Origin of the sequence: Nocardia albiluteola (assembly GCF_018860155.1) — a bacterium.
Taxonomy (GTDB): Bacteria; Actinomycetota; Actinomycetes; order Mycobacteriales; family Mycobacteriaceae; genus Nocardia; species Nocardia albiluteola.
On the sequence record NZ_JAHKNI010000005.1, the window covers coordinates 227,156 to 245,959 of the forward strand.

The following is an 18,804-nucleotide window of genomic DNA, read 5'->3' on the forward strand; positions in this document are numbered from 1 at the left end:
GACTTACCTGCTCGGCGACGGCGCCGAGATCGTTGGGATGAGGCTGCCCTCGGGAGGATTCCGAGAGCGGGAGCCTGACGGCGTTATGTAAGGGGGAGCGCGAGCCCGGCTGGATGGCTCGCGCTAGGGGTCACTCGGCCTGGAACCGCGGCCGGATCTGCACTACGACGGCATCACGTTTGGTCGTGATTCGCTCAGCGGTCAAGATCCAGCCTTTGACGCTGTTGAAGTTCACTCCCAATCTCCGGGCAATCTGTGCTGGGGTTCCCGCGCCGGACCTGTGCAGCCAGAGCACTTCGGCCACGGTGTCGATCGACTTGCGGGCGTGAGTGAGCTGGCGGACCTCGGCCGCCAGACCCCGGATTTCTACCGTGGCATCGGCCGATTCGTCGTCGCTCCGTGTAGCGAGCACGTCATCGTGAGCGTCGCCGAACCCTGCGAAGGCCCTATCCCACGGAGCGGTGGCAGTCGAGGCAATGGCTTCGTACGGCTGGTGACCACTCCCGGTACGAACCGAGCCGGTCGCCTGATATTCGGTCCCGAACCCGTGCTCGGTGTAGGTAGCGGGGCTGGCCTGACCACTCATGACGGCCTGCTCTGTAGGGCGCGATCGATCGGACTCGCGGGTCAATTCCCAGGTCACCTGGGCTGACGCCGAAGCGGCATGCTGCGCGGTATACGTAGCTCCCGGCTCGGATGTACCGGCGCCCTGCCGACCCGGCGGTGCGACGCCCGGCACGACCGACACACCGGTAGACGACTCGCACCACGCTTTCGTAACGGGCTGCTCGGTATCCGTAGCACCAACCTGCACACTCTGCTCGGCGTACGTCGCTGCTACACGGCCATCTGAAACCTGCTCCACGAGCGTAGCGATGGTGTCCACCGAACCGCTCGGGGCGGCGGATCCAGCCACATCGATGAGCGTTGCGTAGCGGATGGAGACCCAGGCGTGCAGCCAGATCACCACGCCGACCATGACCGGGGCCACGGCGGCCTCGGCGGCGCGGGCCAGGGCCCCGGCGGCCAGGTGCGGGCCCGCGTTGAGGGCGATGGTGACGCCCAGCAGCGCGACCTCGAGGAAAACCACCTTGCCGCGGGCGATTTCGCGGCCCCAGCGGGCGGCGGTGGTGGCGACGACCATGATGGTGATGATCGGGATCGAGATCATCGCCTCGAAACCGTAGCTGAGCCAGTACAGCGGATCGGCCATATCGCCGCTGGGCACCAGGTTGTGCTGCACGTTCACGCCGGCCCACAGCATGCCCAGCACGACGACGCCGATCAACGCGCGCGAGGACCATTCCGCGCGCCGGTACAGCTGGGCAAGGCGCGCATCGGGATTGGCGACCCGCCGCCGCGATGCCAGCGCGCGGCGATGCCAGCGCGCATCGTCCTCGTCGTCGCGGCGCAGGGCCAGCGCGACGCGGCGGTCCCGCTTCTCGGCGGTCAGCTCGGCGGTGACCGCGCGCCTGCGCTGCCGGCGCCGGCGGGCTCTCATCCATTCGGCGAGTTTTCGTTCGGCCGCGATCTCCGCCTCGGACAGCTCGGCGAACAGCGCCGGATCGGATTGCAGAGGTACCTTCCCTCGGGCGGTCGCGACCCGGTGAGCCAGGTCCGCGACCTCGTGATTTTCCACGGCGCCGGAATCGGAGGTCGTTGTGGCCCCGTCCGGGAAGCTCGGTTCGGGCTTCGTCGATGCGCCGTTGTGGAACGGCAGGTATTTCATGGGTAGCTCTCCTGTGTGCTGAATGAGGCGAAGACTGTTGCAGCCGTGGCCTGGTTCCACGGTCTGCCGGGGGACATCAGGTGAGTGGCTAGACCAGGCGCAACCTCGGCCGGGGAAGGGCGAGTCCGAAGGCATCCGCAACCTCGCTATCCAAGCGCAGCTGCTTCCGGGCGGCTCCGTCTCGGCAGGATCGCGGCATGCCGCGGCACACGACGAACGAATCGTGCCCGTCGGACAGGATCTCGATTCGCCAGTTGCGCAATGCATCCCACTGGCGCAGGGACGACCCCTCAAGATGATCGCGATCGCACAACACACAGGTGGCGTCAGTGTGGCCGTGCTCAGCCAGCAACGCGTCCAACGCGCGGTCCCTGCTCGCGCGCGGAGTGGTGGTGAAACCGCACGAGCAGGCGGCACGGATCCGCTGACCGGCTGGCCGAAACCCCCAGGGCAGGCATACACGCCGCGGGCTCTCCGTCACTGGCGTATCTCCTTGTCGATCCGGAAACTTGATGCGGCTGTGGCCCATTGGCCGTTGCCTGTTGCCGCAGGTCGGTGATGGATTGCCCGCCGGTCTCGCATGGGGTCGTATCGCGGGTAACGGCCGCGAACCGTGCTGCAGTCGGCGTGAGGAAAGCCATGCAGCCCGCGATGGACAGTCACCGGCGGCGCAGCGAGCACGGCGACCACATCGACCGGATCTGCAGCGTGCGTGGCGATCCGGTCCCTCGCAGCCACTATGTCCGACCGCCGATCCAGCCAGTCGAACCACGCAGACCGCGCAGATCGATGCAGGCCGCCGAGGTAGGCGCGGCGCTGGCGGCGCCGTGCCTCCTTCTCCAGGCTGGTCAGGGACTGCCACCATTTCTGCTGGTACCACAGCGACCGAAGAAGTCGTGCGGCCGGATGGCGGCTGTCTGCCAGACGCTCACCGGGGGCCAAGACCGCGAGCACGTCGTTGCGCTGCGCCCATCGTTTCCGCGCTGAAGCGAAGGAGACAGCGAGGCGCGCCAGATTCGCAGCGCCGTGTGGGGCCGGGGTGCTACAGCTAGTGTGCGGAGAAACGATCTTGCGCGCCGCTGCCACGTAAACCCTTGCTGCAGAGCCGATCCCGTATGCCTGGCAGGAACGTGGCCCGCCGCTGTATGGCCGGGCAATCACCAACAGGCCGCGCTCCGTGGCCGTGCGCAGCACGGCCTGGACCGTGCTGGGGTCGAGCTGAGATCGCTCCGCCAAATCGCGTATCGAGATCGACCCCTCGCGCTTCACGATCGCAACAGCGAGGTGCCAGAGCAGCGTTCTGGCGCTCCGGCGTCGACGCGGATCCAGATCGGCATACTCGACCTGGACCGCCTCAGCGAGGCCGCGCCGCACCACTGCGACCTCCTCTGCGATGCCGGGAGTCGCAGGAGTACACATCGCCTGTCCTGGAGAGCGATAGCGCCGAGGACGGGGGGTCGCAGCCTCGGCGACGGCGCGGTCCCACAAGCCTTGCCACCAACGACGACCGCGCCGGCGGCAGACAGCTGGACATGCCCGCTGAGCCAGTTCCCACGCGGCGTCGTCTGTCAGTCCGCGCTCGGCGGCTACCCCAGTCACGGCTGGGAGCCAGTAGTAGCGGTGAAACCATCGCTCGCCGCGTTCGGCGGCATGCCCCGCCAGCCGCACCAGCTCGCTCCAGGCCGCCTGACGCGCAAAGCCGCGGCGCACCATCGCGCAAGTGACGCCGAACTCACTGGCAGACCGATCGAACCGTGTGCTCGCCCTCAGCTTGCCACGGCCAGCCTTCTTCGGGCGGTGCGTGCCCGATGGCTGCTGGAGGGCGTCCTGCACGGCTCGTGGGGTGATCGTGCAGGCGATCACCGGGGCTCGGAATCCGAGCCTGTGCGGGGCGGTCAAGAGCCGCAACACCATCCCGGTGCGATCACTGACCACACCGCCCCACCGATCCGACACGTCCAGGCACAGCTGTCCCCACTCGTCGACCGGCACGGCGCGATGGGTGATCAGCGCGATGACATGGCGGCCACCAGCTCTTCCGCTGTCGCGCACCAAATATGGGAGCCTGTGGCGCTCGCACCAGGCGATCATCGGCTCGGCGCACGCGTCGCCGATCTCGGGCAACTCGGCATCGATATCGGCGACCAGCAGACATCGCGAAATCCGGCCGCCAGCCGACGCCGCTGATCCCTCAGCGACCGCGCGCCTGGCGGCGGCGAGGCTGTCGACCGTCGCGATGCACTTGTTGTCTTCGTCGATCAAGACGAACTGCGGGAGGTACATGACTCGCTCGAGAGCAAGAAGGAAAGTCGAGGAGTGGTGAGGCGGAACGGCCAGTTTCGCGGCGCGGGAATCGGTTCCGGGAAGCCAGGGGCCGCTGCATAGTGATCCCGTTGTGTCGGGAGCAGGGCGCGCGGTACCCTTGGGCCTGGGCTCAAACAGCATGCCTGGTCCTGTGATGGGGGTCGGTGCTGGAGAGTTCACCGGCGGCTGCGATCGGCTAAATCGCTCCCCATCCAGGCTGGCGCTCTCGGGTACGAACCGGGAGCGTTCGGCATTTCAAGGGTCTGCGGTGCACCCTCCGAACACTGAGTCGAAGAAGGGTTCAGTTGTTCTGGGGCATTGGCAGGTGAGTCCGTATCAATCGGGCTCGACTAGCACCTCCCGTCGTTGAGGGGTCACGAAGCGGTCGGCAAGCTGGTGCCGCTTGTCGCTGGAGGGCTGCGTGCGTACGAAACTGGCCCGGTGCTGCGAATACGGCGAACGCTCGCGCTGTTGGCTGCGCTTCGCCAGATGCGCTGAGCCAGCGCGCCCCGACTCTATGAATCTGGCGTAGGCGGAAGCAGCGGAAGCAATGGACCGACTGCCGGTCCAGACCACTGAGCCATCGCCAGAAGGTTGTTCAGGCTCGCCAGATACAGCGGGCCCCTCGTCACTTTCACTGAGCGAGGACGCGACCGTGGAGATATGCCACCGGCGTGAATGCGGACGGTTGCCGCTCGATCGCCGAGTAGTAAGACACGCCAATGATGTTTTAGCGCGACACGCCGCGTGGGTCGATCCGCCGGAGCTGTCGATGAGGGACATGCCGGGAACTGCAGTGCAGTTTTCAGTCCAACTTTGAAGCCCGGATTCGGAGGAACTCCAGGGAACTCCGAGGACAGTCCGGGAACACGCGGGAACCTGAAAAATCCAGACCCACAATAGATCTCGGCCAGAGCGGCAGGTCAGCGCCGATCGTGACGACACATGGTGTCGTGTTCGATCCGGAACTGCGTGTCGTCGTCGCTCATGATTCCGAGCCTAGGCCGGTGCGAGCCGCGCGTGGGACGCCACGCGTGAGGGGATTCGCACATCGGCGTGGGGAAGAATTTAGCGGGCGGGCGTCACGGACCTGCGCCTGCCGCCGGCCTGAAGGCAGGTTGAGTACCTCGCTGTTCGGCCGTGACGGTGGCCGCGGCGCCCTAGACTTTTTCGAAGCACGCGGCCGCCGGTCGTGGACGGAGTACCGGTCGAACTCGCGCCGTCGTCGTTGCCAGTGACCACGGCAACGACGGTTGCTGGGCGGGGGTATGCCCTGCATAGGGTTCACCTCGGCCGACCAGCGTCAACTGCCAGCTCACCACCTGGTCAGCAGTCACTGGGCACGAGCTACTCCCTGCTGTGATCTACGCGATGGCAGTTCCTCCACGAGGCCTTGATGCAGCCGAGAGGTACACCGCCGACCACAATCTGAGTCGTCGTGACATGTGCGAGTTAGTCCTGGAACTCACCCCGCCGCAGCGCATCCCGGATCTCGGTGAGCCTGGCCGTCGCATCAGGGGTCGATTCGCATGGGTGAGCAGTAAGCCGCAGGGCCTCATCGATCTCGTCGACCTTGGCCGTCGGCAACACGGTCGTCCGTTCGATGAGCGATTCTACGGTGACGGTGGTCGCTCGCCATGATGTGGGATTGATCCTGGCCGCCAGCCACGCGGGTGGCGAAGATGCCGGTGAGGAGTCGAGTGTCGGGGCCTAGCGAACTGCCAGCAGCACGCGGTTCGAAAGGACCTGCCAGATTGTTCCGATCTCGCTGAAGCCTGCGGCGCTCAGCGCTTCGATATGGGCGTCGACGTCCGTTTGGCCTGGTCGCTGTTTACCCTGAAAACGCTGAGCGCGCTCAGCGATGAGGGGCCTGAATCCGGGCTCTTCGGCCAGCGCCTCCCACCATTGCTCTGCGGTCTCGATTCCGCGTTCGGCAAAGGAGGTATCGGACCACTGTGCTTTCAGGACACGATGACTCAGCTGGTCAAACGTCGGCAAAGCCGGAGGATATGCCAAGTTGTCTCCATTGAGAAAGAGGCCACCGGGCCGTAGAAGTCGGACAAGGTCCTGGTAAAGACGGGCCAGTGCGTCGGGCTGCAACCAATGCAGGGCTGTGGTGCTGAGGACGACGTCCACCTGTGTTTCGCCTATTGCTTCCAGCAAGTTTGGCGATGACAGATCCGCCTCTACCCAACGCAACCGATCGTCAACCGTTCCGACAGCACCCCGCCCGAGGGCCACCATAACCGGATCGATATCCACCGCAACTGAGCGTGCCCCCGAAAATCGCGCGAGCAGCCGCTGGCTTATTGCCCCTGGCCCACAGCCTAGATCTACTGCCACGAAGGAGGTAGGCAGTAGCTCCGCGACCGCATCGAACATCGCCGTGAACCGGGCCTCGCGCTCGGGCACATACCCCTCCTGTTGGGCATCCCAGCGCCGTAGCCATCCTTGCCAGTCGATCGTCCCCACCTCTGCACTCATGGTCGGCCATCCTTCAGGTGTTCAGTCATGGCTTCATTGTCCGACAAGTGAAATCGACGGCGATGCTCAATCGCAGGACTGAACCGATCCGGCGAGTCCGATGAAATCTGGGATCGGTGGAACTCCAGGGAACTCCGAGGACGTCCCGGGAACTCGGGGGATCTGAAAAATCTAGGCCCACAATTGATCTTGGCTAGATCGGTAGGTCAGCGCCGATCGTGACGACACATGGTGTCGTGTTCGATCCGGGACTGCGTGTCGTCGTCGCTCATGATTCCGAGCCTAGGCCGGTGCGAGCCGCGCGTGGGACGGAGGACCGGCCGAACGCATTGCGCAGCACGGGTTTCGACGCTGCACCGAAGGACCACTCCCGCCGTCGATTACGAGCCGGCGCGGAATTCGGCGGTCGAATCGTAGGCCGAAGTGGCCGATAATTCAGGGCGTGGAGTCGATCTTGTCCTGCTGTTCCGGTTTCCCCTTGACGTCGCGGGGGTTTTCGGGCGCGCAGCGGCATCGCCTGGCTCAGGAGGCCGGCTCGGCGGACTGGGCGCTGTCCAGCTCGACCGCGCTGCTTCCGGCCGACCGGTACCTGCGGCTGTGGGAGCTGGTCGAGCACGAACTGCGCGATCCCGATGTCGCGCTGCGCGCCGCGCAGGCGTACACGCCGGGTCAGCTGGGGCTGATCGACTACCTGTTCCTGACCGCGCCGACGGTGGCCGCCGGACTGGCGGCGACCGGCGCGTACAGCCATGTCACCACCACCAATCTGCGCTTCGATGCCGTGCAGGAGTCCGACGACGAGGTCACCACCGATCTGAGCCTGCTGGACGGCGGGGGACGCGGGCGCGCGATGGCGGTTCAGGTGCGATCGGCGGATCCCCGTGCCCGGCCGGGGATCCGCCCGGTGCTCAGGTCACCGACTGCAGGGACGAATAGACCACGACGTTGGATTCGTAGCTCTTGGTGGCCTGATCGAACTGGCCGCCACAGGTCACGACCTGCAGGGTCGCCCCGCCGCGCGGGCCGAACACGAGCTGGTCGGGGAACTGCGTCTTGAGGTACATCCGCACATCGGTGACCTTGAAGTGGGCGGTCTTACCGTCGGCGCGGGTCACATCGATCATGTCGCCGGACTTGACGTGCTTCAGGGAGAAGAACACGCCGATGCCCTTGTACGAGTCGACGTGACCGAGAATCACCGCCGATCCCTGTTCGCCGGGGGCCGGTCCCTTCTGGTACCACCCGGCCTGCTGATAGTTGGCGGGCACCTGAACCGAGCCATCGGTGTTGAGCCCCACCGAGATCAGCGATCCCGAGGCATTGATCGAGGCGATCTTGAACGAGACCGGGGTCGATCGGCTGATCGGCGGTGCGGTCTGTACGCCGGTGGAGGTCGCCGCGGCGTGGCTGGTCGGCGTGCCGCTCGGCGTGCTGCTCGACGAGCCGCAGCCGGTGACCAGCACGGCGACGATCGCCACGGCCGCTCCGGCGGCACCGAAACGCCTTGCGCCGGACTTGATTCCGTTCACTGCTCGCTCACCTGCTGTGCCATGCCGCCGGCGCCGGTGTCCGGTGCGCCCTTGGGGATCACGTAACCGCCGGGCGGGACCTGGTCGGTGACCACCGTGCCGCCGGGGATACCGACGGTCGCGTCGGCCGGGATGCTCATGCCGTACGCGACATCCGGTCCCGCCGCGGCCGCACCGGCGCCGGCCAGGTCGACGCCGCCCAACGCCGCGCCGGTCAGACCGACACCCGTCTGGCCGTTGCCGTTGACGCCCGCGCCGATACCGCCGTTGAGTCCGATCCCGGTCTGGCCGTTGCCATTCACGCCCGCGCCGACGCCGCCGTTGAGGCCGATGCCGGTCTGGCCGTTGCCGTTGATACCGGCGCCGGTGCCGCCGTTGAGGCCGATGCCGGTCTGGCCGTTGCCGTTGATGCCCGCGCCGGTGCCGCCGTTGAGTCCGATGCCGGTTTGCCCGTTGCCGTTGATGCCTGCGCCCGTGCCGCCGTTGAGGCCGATACCCGTCTGGCCATTGCCGAGGATGCCCGCGCCCGCACTCGGAGTAATGCCGATGCCGGTATTGCCGTTGCCATTGACACCCACACCTGTGCCGGTGTTGATCCCCGCGCCGGTGCCGCCGTTGACGTTGATGCCCGCGCCGGTGCTGGTATTGATGCCCGCCCCGGTATTGCCGTTCAGACCTATCCCGGCACCGGGGTTTGCCCCTGGAATGCCACTCGGCGTCACCGCACCGGTCGTACCGGCCCCCACGCCGCCGCCGAGGGTGAGCCCGCCGCCGAGATTACCGCCCAGGTTCACACCCGGAACGGGCGCTGGCGCCGTGGTGGTCGGGGCCGCCATGGCAGTAGGCGTACCCACCGCAATTGCCGCCGCGACAACCGCCGCGGCCCGTGCGAATCTTGCTGACATCTTCCCTGCGCTTCCAGGACATTCCCGACACGATTTGTCTTAGCTGTCGTACCGGGCGACGACGCCGTTACGGGGAGTTTGCCGTGTGCCGCCTGTGTGCGGCTACCAGCTCGGGGTCTCAGGAGCGAGTAGGAATCAGGAAGGCGCTGCCCACCTCAGCCCGGCTGTCTCGGCAGCCTCTCCGAAGCGCTTGTCGTAGGTGACGACCGCGGTGAGATCGGCGGCGATTTCCAAGGCCGTGGCGAGGTGGATGGCATCCAGGCTGCGAACTGTCGCCGGTAACACAGCCGCGGCGTTGCCTCGCACAATGCCATCGATTTCCAACATTTCCAGCCTCGCCAGGACTGTCGGTATGTGGACGAGGTGGGCAGGGTCCGCAACTCGGACCGCGCGAACCAACTCGACCTCGATCAATGAGGACGCGACCCAAGGAAGATCAGGATGTTGGCCGAGCCACTCCCGCAGGGCAACCGTTTCGGCTTCCGGATGGACCAGCTTCATGACAGCGCTGGTGTCCAAATAGAGCATCAGTAGCGCTCGTCGTCGCGGAGCTGCTGCAACGCAGCGCTGCCTCGCGCTTGCTGGTCGACCGGCTCCTGAGCAAGTCGACGATCGAGGTCGGCGAGCAGGTCCGCGCGACTGCGCGTCGACGGTCGCATGCGTCCCTCGGCGATAAGTCGGGCCCGGACCTCGTGAGACGGGTCCACCGGCACGATTCGGCCGATGACCTTGCCACGTTCGGTGATATCTACTGTTTCGCCAGCTTTGACCCGGGCCATGGTCCGCGCGGTCTGGTGCGAGAGTTCGCGGATCGGAATGGCTGTCATGTCGCCATTGTGGCACAAAAATGTGGGACAGAGAGCGGGTTACTGCTCGGCCGCTAGAACGAACCTGCCCGCCCTCGATATACGAAGGCGGGCAGGTGAATTCGGTTCGGTCTCAGGGCAGGGGCGGGACCGCGTGCTCGTCGCCGATGAAGTCGACCGAGGAGTACTCGCGCAGCTTCGTCAGGCGGTGGTAGGCGTCGATCATGCGGACCGTGCCGGACTTGGAGCGCATCACGATGGACTGGGTGTATGCGCCGCCGCCGTAGTAGCGCACGCCGCGCAGCAGGTCGCCGTCGGTGACGCCGGTCGCGCAGAAGAAGACGTTCTCGCCCGCGACCAGATCCTCGGTGGACAGGATGCGGTCCAGGTCGTGCCCGGCGTCCAGCGCCTTCTGGCGCTCCGCGTCGTCGGTGGGGGCCAAGCGGCCCTGCAGCGCGCCGCCCATGCAGCGCATCGCCGCGGCCGCGATGATGCCCTCGGGGGTGCCGCCGATGCCGATCAGCATGTCGATGCCGGAATCGGGGCGGGCGCAGGCGATCGCGCCGGCCACGTCGCCGTCGTTGATCAGGCGCACCCGGGCGCCGCCCTCGCGCACGTCCTTGATCAGCTGCGTGTGCCGCGGCCGGTCCAGGATGCAGACGGTCAGGTCGGACACCGACGAGCCCTTGGCCTTGGCCACCCGGCGCAGGTTCTCCGAGATCGGGGCGGCCAGATCGATCGCGTCGGCCGCCTCGGGGCCCACCGCGATCTTCTCCATGTAGAACACCGCCGACGGGTCGAACATGGCGCCGCGCTCGGCGACCGCGAGCACCGCGATCGCGCCCGGGGAGCCCTTCGACATCAGCGTGGTGCCGTCGATCGGGTCGACCGCGAAGTCGACCTCGGGGCCGGTGCCGTCGCCGACTGCCTCGCCGTTGTACAGCATGGGCGCCTCGTCCTTCTCGCCCTCGCCGATCACCACCACGCCGCGCATGGACACCGTGTGCACCAGCTGGCGCATCGCATCCACGGCCGCGCCGTCGCCGCCCTCCTTGTCGCCGCGGCCGACCCAGCGGCCCGCGGCCAGCGCGCCCGCCTCGGTCACCCGGACCAATTCCATGGCCAGGTTGCGGTCCGGGGCCTCACGGCGGCTGGTTCCGGGTGTAGGTGCCGTCATCTGCGGTGCCCTCCTCGTTGTCTACTGCTGCGTAAATTGTCGCAGAACGGTTGGACGGGACCGTCGGGTACTGCCGTTCCACTTCCGTAATGAACGAACCCGCGCTGGTCGGCGGGCTGTGACGTGTGCCTCCCGGCGTTCGGGGGCATGACAGGGGAATCGGCCGGAGGTGGATACTGGCCGTGTGGCGAATCCCAAACCCCGCATCCTCAACGACTACCGTGACCTGCTCTGGTCGTTGATTCCGCTGCTGCTGATCTGTGTGGGATTCGCCGCCCTGGCCGGGCAGTGCAGCGTCTCGGCGGGCGGTCCGACACCGGGCAACATTCCGCACTTCGATGCGAAGGCGGCGCTGCAGGACGACGCGCACACGCTGCCGTTCCCGATCCGCGAGCCCGCCCTGCCGGGCGACTGGCACCCCAATTCCGGCAGTCACGACACGATCACCGGTGCGGCCGGGGGGCCGGTGAGCACGGTCGGATTCATCACACCGCAGGGCACGTACATGCAGCTGACCCAGTCCGATGCGTCGGGATCGGCCCTGGCCGATCACATCCTGCAGACCCGCAGCCCCTCGGGCACACAGCAGGTCGGCGACCAGAAGTGGACCGTCTACCACGTGCAGGGCTCCGAGCCCGCATGGATCACCGACTTCGGGACGGTCCGGGTGCTGATCAAGGGCGCCGGCAACCAGGCGGCATATACGACCCTCGCCGGCGCCGTCGATGCGGCCCAGCCGTTGCGGCCCTGATCCGGCCTGCGGTTTCGCTCCGTCGGGGCGCGGCCGTGCGATTCGATCAGCGCAACCCGCAGTTGACGTGGGCCCATTTCGGTTAACGTTGGCCGGGTGGATCGTGCGGACTTCGGTTGGCTCGAACAGGTATTGGATCAGCCGATTATCGACGCTGCGCCCGCGACGTGGGGAACGCAGCACGACACCGCGGTGGTGACCCTGGCCGACGGCTCCCGGGTGGTGTCGCAGCTGTACCGCCGCGGCGCCGACGCGGAACGCCGGATGCGCATCATGGACGCGCTGCGAGATCCGGCCGCGGACAAGGGGATTGCGATACCCCGCATCCGCCGGTTCGAGGTCGAGGAGGATCCGCCGTGGATCGTGTTCGACCGTGCGCCGATGTGGAACTCGACGACATGTGGGCCCGCCCGCGGTATCTCGGCGCACGAGCGGACGCATGGGCCGAATGCCTGGCCCCGGCCCTGTCCGCCGAGCAAACCGCCGATCTGGAGCGGGCGCTGGCCGATCTGCCCGCCCTGTTCGACGGCCGCCCGGCGGTGCTGGCCCACGGCGATTACGTGCTGGCCGCGGCCTGGCCCTCGTTCCTGGCGGGAATGGGCATCGATCCGGCCGAACCACTTCTCGCGCAACGTATTCGGCTGTTGCAGGTGGTTCGGACGCTGGAAATGCTTGCCGATGACGATCTGGCGCCGGGCAATTGGCGGGTCGTGCACGAGCGGCTGGTGAGCCTGCTGGCGGAGACATAGCCGAGCCGAACGCCTTCACGATGCACGGGCGCGGCGAATGAGCTGTTCAGTGGCCGCCGCGCACGTAGACCGGCCGAGGACTCAGTGCGGTTCCGTTCCACACCAGTGGTTCCGGTTCGGCCGTTGGGTCCTCTCGGCGCAACCAGCCGACCTGCCATTCTGCGCCGACGAGATCGTAAATGTAGGCATCGGGCCGGTCTTGCACGGTGATTCGCTCGACGGCCTTGGCGCCGTCGAGGCGGAAGGTCAGCTCGGTAAGGGCGTTCGCGCTCGAGTAGCGGACCGGGCGCCGGTGCTCGTCGTAGCCGAAGAGCGCGAACTTCAGGAACAGCAGGCCCAGGAACGAATAGCGTTCCGCGGGTTCGGGGGTGTCGGGTCCGAGCTGCCAGCAGAAGGTGCGGTCGATGCCGCACGACAGCGCGAGAATATTGCGGATCACGATGTCATCGGCGTTGCGCCGGTGCCATTCGGCCTCCGCCTCGGGCGGGCAGTCGAGCATGAACATCTGCAGGGCGGAGGGTAATTCGGGCATGCGCTCGTACAGGCGTTCCATCGCGGCGCGAGTCTCCTGCATGATGGTCTGTCCCGAACGGAAGTCCGCGATGGTCAGAGCGTGCCAGGGCCGCATGGGCTCGGTGGCGAGCACGTCGGTCAGTTCGCCGTACACCTCGGGAAACTCGAAGAGCAGCGGACCGTTGTATTCGCCGATCACGACCGGCTTCTCGCCGCCTGCGGCGCGCAGTGCGGCCCGGGCGTTCTCGACCATGACCGGTGTCCGGTACGGGTCGCCGTACGGGTGGAGATCGAATACGTCGTAGTAGTCGTGGCAGGCGCCGATCACATGCAGGAAGAACTCACGCTCGGAATCCGGCTCCTCCATGTTCGCGAAAATGCCTGGTACACAGCCACCGAGGACGACCTGGCTCGCCGGATCGCCGGCTTTGACGGCCGCCTGGAAGCGGGCGAGGTGCCGGACGTAGTCGTCGGCCGAGTCCGCCCAGAACAATCCGTTCGACGGTTCGTTCTCGCACTGCCAGTACCGGACTCGGCCGCCGCAGTGCTCAACCAGCGCGCGCACCATGGCGTCGTAGCCGTCGGGGTCGTGTGGCGTCGAGGCGGGCAGGAAATCGGTGGCACGGGTCGATCCCCACAGCGAGGACGCGGTGATCGTGAACCACAGTTCGGTGTCCTCGTCGCTCTGCGCGAGCACCGCGTCCACGGCCGACCAGTCGTATCGTCCCGGTTCGGCTTCGAGCTGCGACCAGTAGAAGAACACCCGAACCCCACCGGCCCCGAGCTTGCGTACCAGCGGCGTGAAGTTGTCGGTCTCCTCGACCAGGCCGTACTGGATGCCCCGGACCACGCCCAACCGGATATCTGAATTCTCTGTCATGACAACCGATCCTGAACGGCCGCGCTGGCACCACTCTTGCGCGCCGCATGCGCACCAGGAGCAGCCGAACCGGATCCGGTTCGCTGGGGTGGCTGCGTGATCGGCGTGTTCTGGGCTCCCGCGAGCCACCATCGGCCATCCCGCTCGACCAGTACGTACAGGGCGATCTCGGAGAATCCGCCCGGTTCGGTGGCGAGCCTGGAGATCTGGGTCAGTACGACCCCCGGCGCGGGCGACGTCGCGCCGACGACTTCGAAGTGCGACGGCGGCGCGACCTGTGCATTCATCAAGCGGCGGTGAATGGCGTTCAATTCGGTGTAGCCGGCTACCGACGCACCATATGGACTGCCCCACACCACGTCTGCCGCGAAAGCGGCGTCGTAGCCGTCCGCGTCGCCTGCCGCGCCGGACTGTTGCAGCCCTTCGGCGAACCGTGTGGCCACCTCGTGGGCGATGGTGACCCGTGCTGGATCACCGAGCGTAGGTCGGGTGTGCATTCTGCTGTGCTCCAATCATTTTCAGCGGAGGCTGCCGAGGAGGCCGCCATGGAAGGGGATGATTTCGTCGGTGCGACCGGCGAGGATCTTCGTCAGCCACTCGGGATCTCCCAGCAGGGCCCTGCCGACGGCCACGAGGTCGAATTCGTCGCGCTCCATGCGGTCGACCAGTTCGTCGAGATCCGCGGCTGCGCCGGGTGACATATGAGGAAACTCGTTGCCGAGGCCCACCGAGCCCACACTGATGGCGGGTTTTCCGGTGAGCTTCTTGGCCCAGCCCGCGAGGTTCAGGCCGGATCCCTCGAACTCGGAGAGTTGCAACCGCCGGGTGGAGCAGTGGAAGACGTCTACGCCCGCGTCGGCCAGCAGGCCGAGCATGGTCTCGAATTCCTGTGGTTTCTCGGCGATCCGCGCCTGGTAGTGGTTCATCTTCCACTGGGACAAACGGAAGGAGATCGGGAAGTCGCCGGCGACGCGGTCCCGGCACGCGGCCACGATCTCGGCGGCGAAACGGGTACGGCCGGCGATGTCGCCGCCGTAGGCGTCGGTGCGCCGGTTGGTGTGGGCCCACAGGAACTGGTCGATCAGATAGCCGTGGGCGCCGTGGATCTCGATGCCGTCGAAGCCCAGTGCCTGCGCGGTCGCCGCGGCGGTGGCGTACGCGGCGACCACAGCGTCGATATCGGTCTGGGTCATCTCTCGGCCCGAGTCGGCGCCGTCCAGGGCGATGCCGGAGGGGCCGATCCGCGGGGCGTCGGGGACCGGCGGATTGCCGACGGTGCGATCCATGCCGACGTGCCACAACTGCGGCATGATCCGGCCGCCCGCTTGATGGACCGCCTCGGCCACGGCCGACCAGCCCGCCAGCGCCTCGTCGCCGTGGAAGTGGGGGACCCGGGCGCTACTGCCCGCCGAGTCGTGGCCGACATAGGTGCCCTCGGTGATGATCAGACCAACGCCGGCGGCCGCCCGTCGGGCGTAGTACTGCGCCACATCGTCGCCAGGCACGCCGCCGGGGGAGAACTCGCGCGTCATCGGCGCCATCACGACACGGTTGGGCAGCGTGAGGCTTCCCAGGGAGAAGGGGCGGGCCAGGATGCCGGTCGAATCAGCCACGACGGCCCCCCATCAATGTGTACGCTGTATTCATAGCGTACAACGTACACATGAAAGTGTACTAAGTCCACTGCCGGTACGCTGTACACGACATCATCCGGCGGAAGGAACCCCAAGCGATGGCCCCCCAGGGGAAACAGTCGGCGAACGAGGACAGGGACCCCGTCTCGCTGTGGGAACGCCTCGAACGGCCGGCGCCGGCGCCCCGCGCCACCCTCACTCCCCGGCGGATCGCCGAGGTCGCCGTCGCCGTCGCCGATGCCGAAGGGCTCGACGCGGTGACGATGCGCCGCCTGGCCACCGAACTCGGCGTCGCCCCCATGGCCGCGTACCGCTACGTCACCGGCAAGGACGAGCTCCTCGAGCTGATGGTCGACTTCATCTACGCGGAGCTGGATCTGCCCGACGGCACCGACGGCTGGCGGGCGACCATGCGGTCCGTCGCCCTGCGCACCAGGGAGGTCCTGTTGCGGCACTCCTGGGCGTCGCGGGCGGTGTTCAACGGGCCGACCCCGAATCAGTTGGCCGTGCCGGAGGCGGCCCTCGCCGCACTCGACGACCTCGGGCTCGACGTGGACACCGCCATGGCGGTCTTCAGCACCGTCACCGCCTATGTGCACGGCGCGGTCGACTCGGAGGTCAGGCTGAGCCGGATGCTGCACGCGCGCGGCTGGACCACCCGCGAGGAGGCCCGCGCGGGACTGGCCACGCAGATGGCCTGGCTCATGAACACGGGCCGCTACCCGATGTACGCGCGCTATATCCACGACGCCGTCCGCAAGGACGATGTGCGGTGGCAGTTCGAGATCGGGCTCGACTCCGTCCTCGATGGCATCGCGGTGCGCCTCGGGATCTGACGGCACCCGGATCACCGGGCGTTGACTCGCCGTCCGGACAGCGTCAGGGCTCAGGCGCTGGCGGCCGCGGGTGCGGAGGTGATCGAGGGCTCGCTGGAGGAACCCGCGACGATCGAGCGCTGCATCGATGGCGTCTACGGGGTGTACAGCGTGCACCCCGGGGGGCTGGTGAAGATCGCGAGTTCACAAGTCCCGCAGCCAAAATCGGAGAGTGCGATTCTGCGCTCACCGGAAGCTTTTACTGCTCGTCGGCTGCTTCGCGGTGGGACAGCGCATCCTCGACGCGTTTGCGGGCGCCCGCCAGATGCTCCTCGCAGCGGGTGGCCAGGGCCTCGCCGCGCTCCCAGAGCGTCAGCGAGTCGTCCAGGTCCATGCCGCCCTGCTCCAGCATCTTCACGACGTTGACCAGCTCGTCGCGGGCGCGCTCGTAACCGAACGTCGCGATTTCGGCGAGATCACTGTCGTTCACTACGCGACTCCTTTGTGATGGTCTCGGCGCCCAGCGCGGCCGTGTCCTTCGTGATGGTCTGGGCGCCCAGCGCGGCCGCGCTGATCGCTCCGTCGGCGACGCGGACGCGCAGCTGGGTGCCTGGCGGGGAATCCGCGACCGAGCGGATGACGTGGCGTTCGGCACCCGAAATACGTTGTACCACAGCGTATCCGCGGGCCAGGGTGGCGGCCGGGCCGACCGCGGTGAGCTTCTCGCGCAGGTGTCGGGTGGCGGTGGACTCGGCGGTGAGGGAGTGCTCGACCGCGCGCCGGGCCGCGGTGCGCAGCCGCTCGGTCTCCTCGTGGCGCTGGTCGAGCAGGCGCAGCGGGTCGGATAGCACCGGCCGCGAGCGCAGCTGATCCAGCGCCCGCAATTCGCGCTGCACCCAGCCGCGCAGCGCCGCGGCGGACCGCTCGCGCAGCTCGCGCACCCGCGCGCGCTCCGCGGCCACATCGGGCACGATCCGCTTGGCGGCATCGGTGGGCGTGGCCGCGCGCAGATCGGCGACATAGTCCGAGAGCGGATTGTCCGGCTCGTGCCCGATCGCACTGACGATGGGCGTCGTCGCGGAAACGATTGCGCGGCACAGGGTTTCGTCGGAAAACGGCAGCAGATCCTCGACGCTGCCGCCGCCGCGGGCCAGCACGATCACGGCCACGTCCGGATGCCGGTCGAGCTCGGCGAGGGCCTCGAGGATCTGCGGCACCGCCGTCGGTCCCTGCACCGCGGTATTGCGGACCTCGAAACGTACTGCGGGCCAGCGCTGTTGGGCCACGCTGAGCACATCGCGCTCGGCGGCGCTGGCGCGGCCGGTGATCAGCCCGATCGTCCCGGGCAGGAAGGGAATCGGGCGCTTGAGGCGCGGATCGAACAGTCCCTCCGCGGCCAGCAGGGCCTTGAGCCGTTCGATGCGGGCCAGCAGTTCGCCGATGCCTACTGGCCGAATCTCGGTAACCCGCAACGACAATGTGCCGCGCCCGGTGAAATACGTCAGCTTGCCGTAGACGACGACCCGGCTGCCCTCCTGCAGCGGCACCGCCGAACTGCGCAGCAGCGCAGGATCGCAGGTCACCGACAGCGACATGTCCGCGGCCGGATCGCGCAGCACCAGAAACGCGGTGCGCGAGCCCGGGCGGACATTCATCTGTGTGATCTGACCCTCCACCCAGACGCTGCCGAGCCGGTCGATCCACTGCGATACCTTCAGCGCGATACTGCGCACAGGCCAGGGATTCTCGGCCGAATTCGACGGTCGGGCCGAGCCGGAATTCGCCGATTCGCCGGCGGCGGGCCGTGCCGTCGGCTCCGGTGTCGTGGGGTCCGTCACTTGGCCTGCACGGTGGCGATCCGGTTCGTCAGCATCGTCACGAATGCCGCGCGGTCGCGGGTCCGGCGCTCGTAGTCCAGCAGCGCGTTGAGGTCGGTGACGCTGAGCATGCGCAGGCGGGCGCGCAGCTGGGCCAGCGTCATGTTCAGATAGTCGTAGCGGGCGGCGACCTCCGGCTCGGTGACTGTGCCGGGCGGGGTGTGGCCGTTGGTGGAAGCCTTTGCCGCGGTGGTGGATTCGGGTGCGGGGGATTCGGTTGCCGCGGTGGCGGATTGGTCCGACCCGGCCGTGGTGGCCTCGAATTCGGTCGCCGCGGCGGCGGGCGCGGGCTCCCATTCGGCGGGCTCCGGCTCGGGCGCGACGTAGAGGTCGAAGCGGCTCAGCGTGGCCGATTCGCGCCCATCCTCGAATCGCGGCTCGACATCCTCGTCCTCATCGAAGGTGGCCCATTCGGGCTGCTCCTGCGCGCGGTTGACCAGCTGATCGAAAACCTCGTCGCCCTTGAGGGCGAGACTGGTCACGAACTGTTGTGCGTGCATGGTGGTCTGCAGCAGCTGGCTGATCGCGGTGATCGGCAAATGCATTGCCGTCGCGGGCAGCCGGCGAGCTTCCTCGAGGGCGAACACGGCAGCCCCGGCGGCGACCCGGGCGATGAACGGCGGTCGAAACATAGCCCTAGCCTGCCCGATT

Annotated in this window: 17 protein-coding genes and 2 pseudogenes; 5 read left to right on the plus strand and 14 right to left on the minus strand. The window is 67.5% G+C overall.

What is annotated here, in order from left to right; all coding sequences use genetic code 11:
• Positions 1-130: 130 nt before the first annotated feature.
• The 3 genes from KO481_RS16970 to KO481_RS16980 form a co-directional block, all read right to left on the minus strand.
• A complete protein-coding gene (locus KO481_RS16970) occupies positions 131-1,729 on the minus strand; it encodes a hypothetical protein (RefSeq protein ID WP_215918128.1) in 1,599 nt (532 codons plus the stop codon).
• A gap of 477 nt (positions 1,730-2,206) precedes the next feature.
• A complete protein-coding gene (locus tag KO481_RS16975) occupies positions 2,207-4,012 on the minus strand; it encodes a MarR family transcriptional regulator (protein ID WP_215918129.1) in 1,806 nt (601 codons plus the stop codon).
• A 1,731-nt stretch (positions 4,013-5,743) separates the two neighbouring features.
• Entirely contained in the window at positions 5,744-6,517 is a 774-nt protein-coding gene (locus KO481_RS16980; RefSeq protein WP_215918130.1) for a class I SAM-dependent methyltransferase, read from the minus strand.
• A gap of 442 nt (positions 6,518-6,959) precedes the next feature.
• Between KO481_RS16980 and KO481_RS44780 the strand changes: the two are divergent.
• Positions 6,960-7,316 (plus strand): annotated as a pseudogene (locus KO481_RS44780) (AraC family transcriptional regulator ligand-binding domain-containing protein); the annotation flags it as partial.
• Positions 7,317-7,425: 109 nt separating this feature from the next.
• Here the strand turns inward: KO481_RS44780 and KO481_RS16985 are convergent.
• From KO481_RS16985 to glpX, 5 genes are all read right to left on the minus strand, one after another.
• The gene (locus KO481_RS16985) at positions 7,426-8,046 is read right to left on the minus strand and encodes a class F sortase (RefSeq protein WP_308166648.1); all 621 of its coding nucleotides are present in this window, start codon (positions 8,044-8,046) and stop codon (positions 7,426-7,428) included.
• The gene (locus tag KO481_RS16990; RefSeq protein ID WP_215918131.1) at positions 8,043-8,882 is read right to left on the minus strand and encodes a hypothetical protein; all 840 of its coding nucleotides are present in this window, start codon (positions 8,880-8,882) and stop codon (positions 8,043-8,045) included. Before KO481_RS16990 ends, KO481_RS16985 begins: the two co-directional genes overlap by 4 nt.
• Positions 8,883-9,086: 204 nt before the next feature.
• The gene (locus KO481_RS16995) at positions 9,087-9,479 is read right to left on the minus strand and encodes a type II toxin-antitoxin system VapC family toxin (protein WP_215918132.1); all 393 of its coding nucleotides are present in this window, start codon (positions 9,477-9,479) and stop codon (positions 9,087-9,089) included.
• Complete coding sequence (locus tag KO481_RS17000; protein WP_215918133.1) at positions 9,479-9,778, minus strand: type II toxin-antitoxin system Phd/YefM family antitoxin; 300 nt, start codon at positions 9,776-9,778, stop codon at positions 9,479-9,481. The genes KO481_RS16995 and KO481_RS17000 overlap by 1 nt, the downstream gene beginning before the upstream one ends.
• A 112-nt stretch (positions 9,779-9,890) precedes the next feature.
• Complete coding sequence (glpX, locus tag KO481_RS17005; RefSeq protein WP_215918134.1) at positions 9,891-10,934, minus strand: class II fructose-bisphosphatase; 1,044 nt, start codon at positions 10,932-10,934, stop codon at positions 9,891-9,893.
• A 184-nt stretch (positions 10,935-11,118) separates the two neighbouring features.
• Here glpX and KO481_RS17010 point away from each other — a divergent pair, with 184 nt between their 5' ends.
• Entirely contained in the window at positions 11,119-11,685 is a 567-nt protein-coding gene (locus KO481_RS17010) for a DUF4245 domain-containing protein (protein ID WP_215918135.1), read from the plus strand.
• A gap of 356 nt (positions 11,686-12,041) precedes the next feature.
• Positions 12,042-12,434, plus strand: coding sequence for a hypothetical protein (locus KO481_RS17015; RefSeq protein WP_215918136.1), 393 nt, complete (start codon positions 12,042-12,044; stop codon positions 12,432-12,434).
• Between the two features lie 46 nt (positions 12,435-12,480).
• On the opposite strand, the gene KO481_RS17020 is transcribed toward KO481_RS17015, so the two are convergent.
• Genes KO481_RS17020 through KO481_RS17030 form a run of 3 tightly spaced genes read right to left on the minus strand, consistent with a single transcriptional unit; the run spans position 12,481 to position 15,440 of the window.
• Positions 12,481-13,827 (minus strand): hypothetical protein, encoded by a 1,347-nt coding sequence (locus tag KO481_RS17020; RefSeq protein WP_215918137.1) that lies wholly within the window; start codon positions 13,825-13,827, stop codon positions 12,481-12,483.
• Positions 13,824-14,324 (minus strand): Cif family virulence factor, encoded by a 501-nt coding sequence (locus KO481_RS17025; protein WP_215918138.1) that lies wholly within the window; start codon positions 14,322-14,324, stop codon positions 13,824-13,826. The genes KO481_RS17020 and KO481_RS17025 overlap by 4 nt, the downstream gene beginning before the upstream one ends.
• A gap of 21 nt (positions 14,325-14,345) precedes the next feature.
• A complete protein-coding gene (locus KO481_RS17030; RefSeq protein WP_308166649.1) occupies positions 14,346-15,440 on the minus strand; it encodes an NADH:flavin oxidoreductase in 1,095 nt (364 codons plus the stop codon).
• A 119-nt stretch (positions 15,441-15,559) separates the two neighbouring features.
• Here KO481_RS17030 and KO481_RS17035 point away from each other — a divergent pair, with 119 nt between their 5' ends.
• Complete coding sequence (locus KO481_RS17035; protein WP_215918139.1) at positions 15,560-16,297, plus strand: TetR/AcrR family transcriptional regulator; 738 nt, start codon at positions 15,560-15,562, stop codon at positions 16,295-16,297.
• A 21-nt stretch (positions 16,298-16,318) separates the two neighbouring features.
• A pseudogene (locus KO481_RS44785) lies at positions 16,319-16,444 on the plus strand (NmrA/HSCARG family protein); the annotation flags it as partial.
• A gap of 91 nt (positions 16,445-16,535) precedes the next feature.
• On the opposite strand, the gene KO481_RS17040 reads toward KO481_RS44785, so the two are convergent.
• From KO481_RS17040 to KO481_RS17050, 3 genes are read right to left on the minus strand one after another with little or no spacing between them, the layout of a single operon-like run.
• Complete coding sequence (locus tag KO481_RS17040; protein WP_215918140.1) at positions 16,536-16,766, minus strand: exodeoxyribonuclease VII small subunit; 231 nt, start codon at positions 16,764-16,766, stop codon at positions 16,536-16,538.
• Entirely contained in the window at positions 16,753-18,114 is a 1,362-nt protein-coding gene (xseA, locus tag KO481_RS17045) for an exodeoxyribonuclease VII large subunit (protein ID WP_215918141.1), read from the minus strand. The genes KO481_RS17040 and xseA overlap by 14 nt, the downstream gene beginning before the upstream one ends.
• Positions 18,111-18,785, minus strand: a complete 675-nt coding sequence (locus tag KO481_RS17050) for a lipid droplet-associated protein (RefSeq protein WP_215918142.1) — start codon at positions 18,783-18,785, stop codon at positions 18,111-18,113. The genes xseA and KO481_RS17050 overlap by 4 nt, the downstream gene beginning before the upstream one ends.
• Positions 18,786-18,804: the final 19 nt, after the last annotated feature.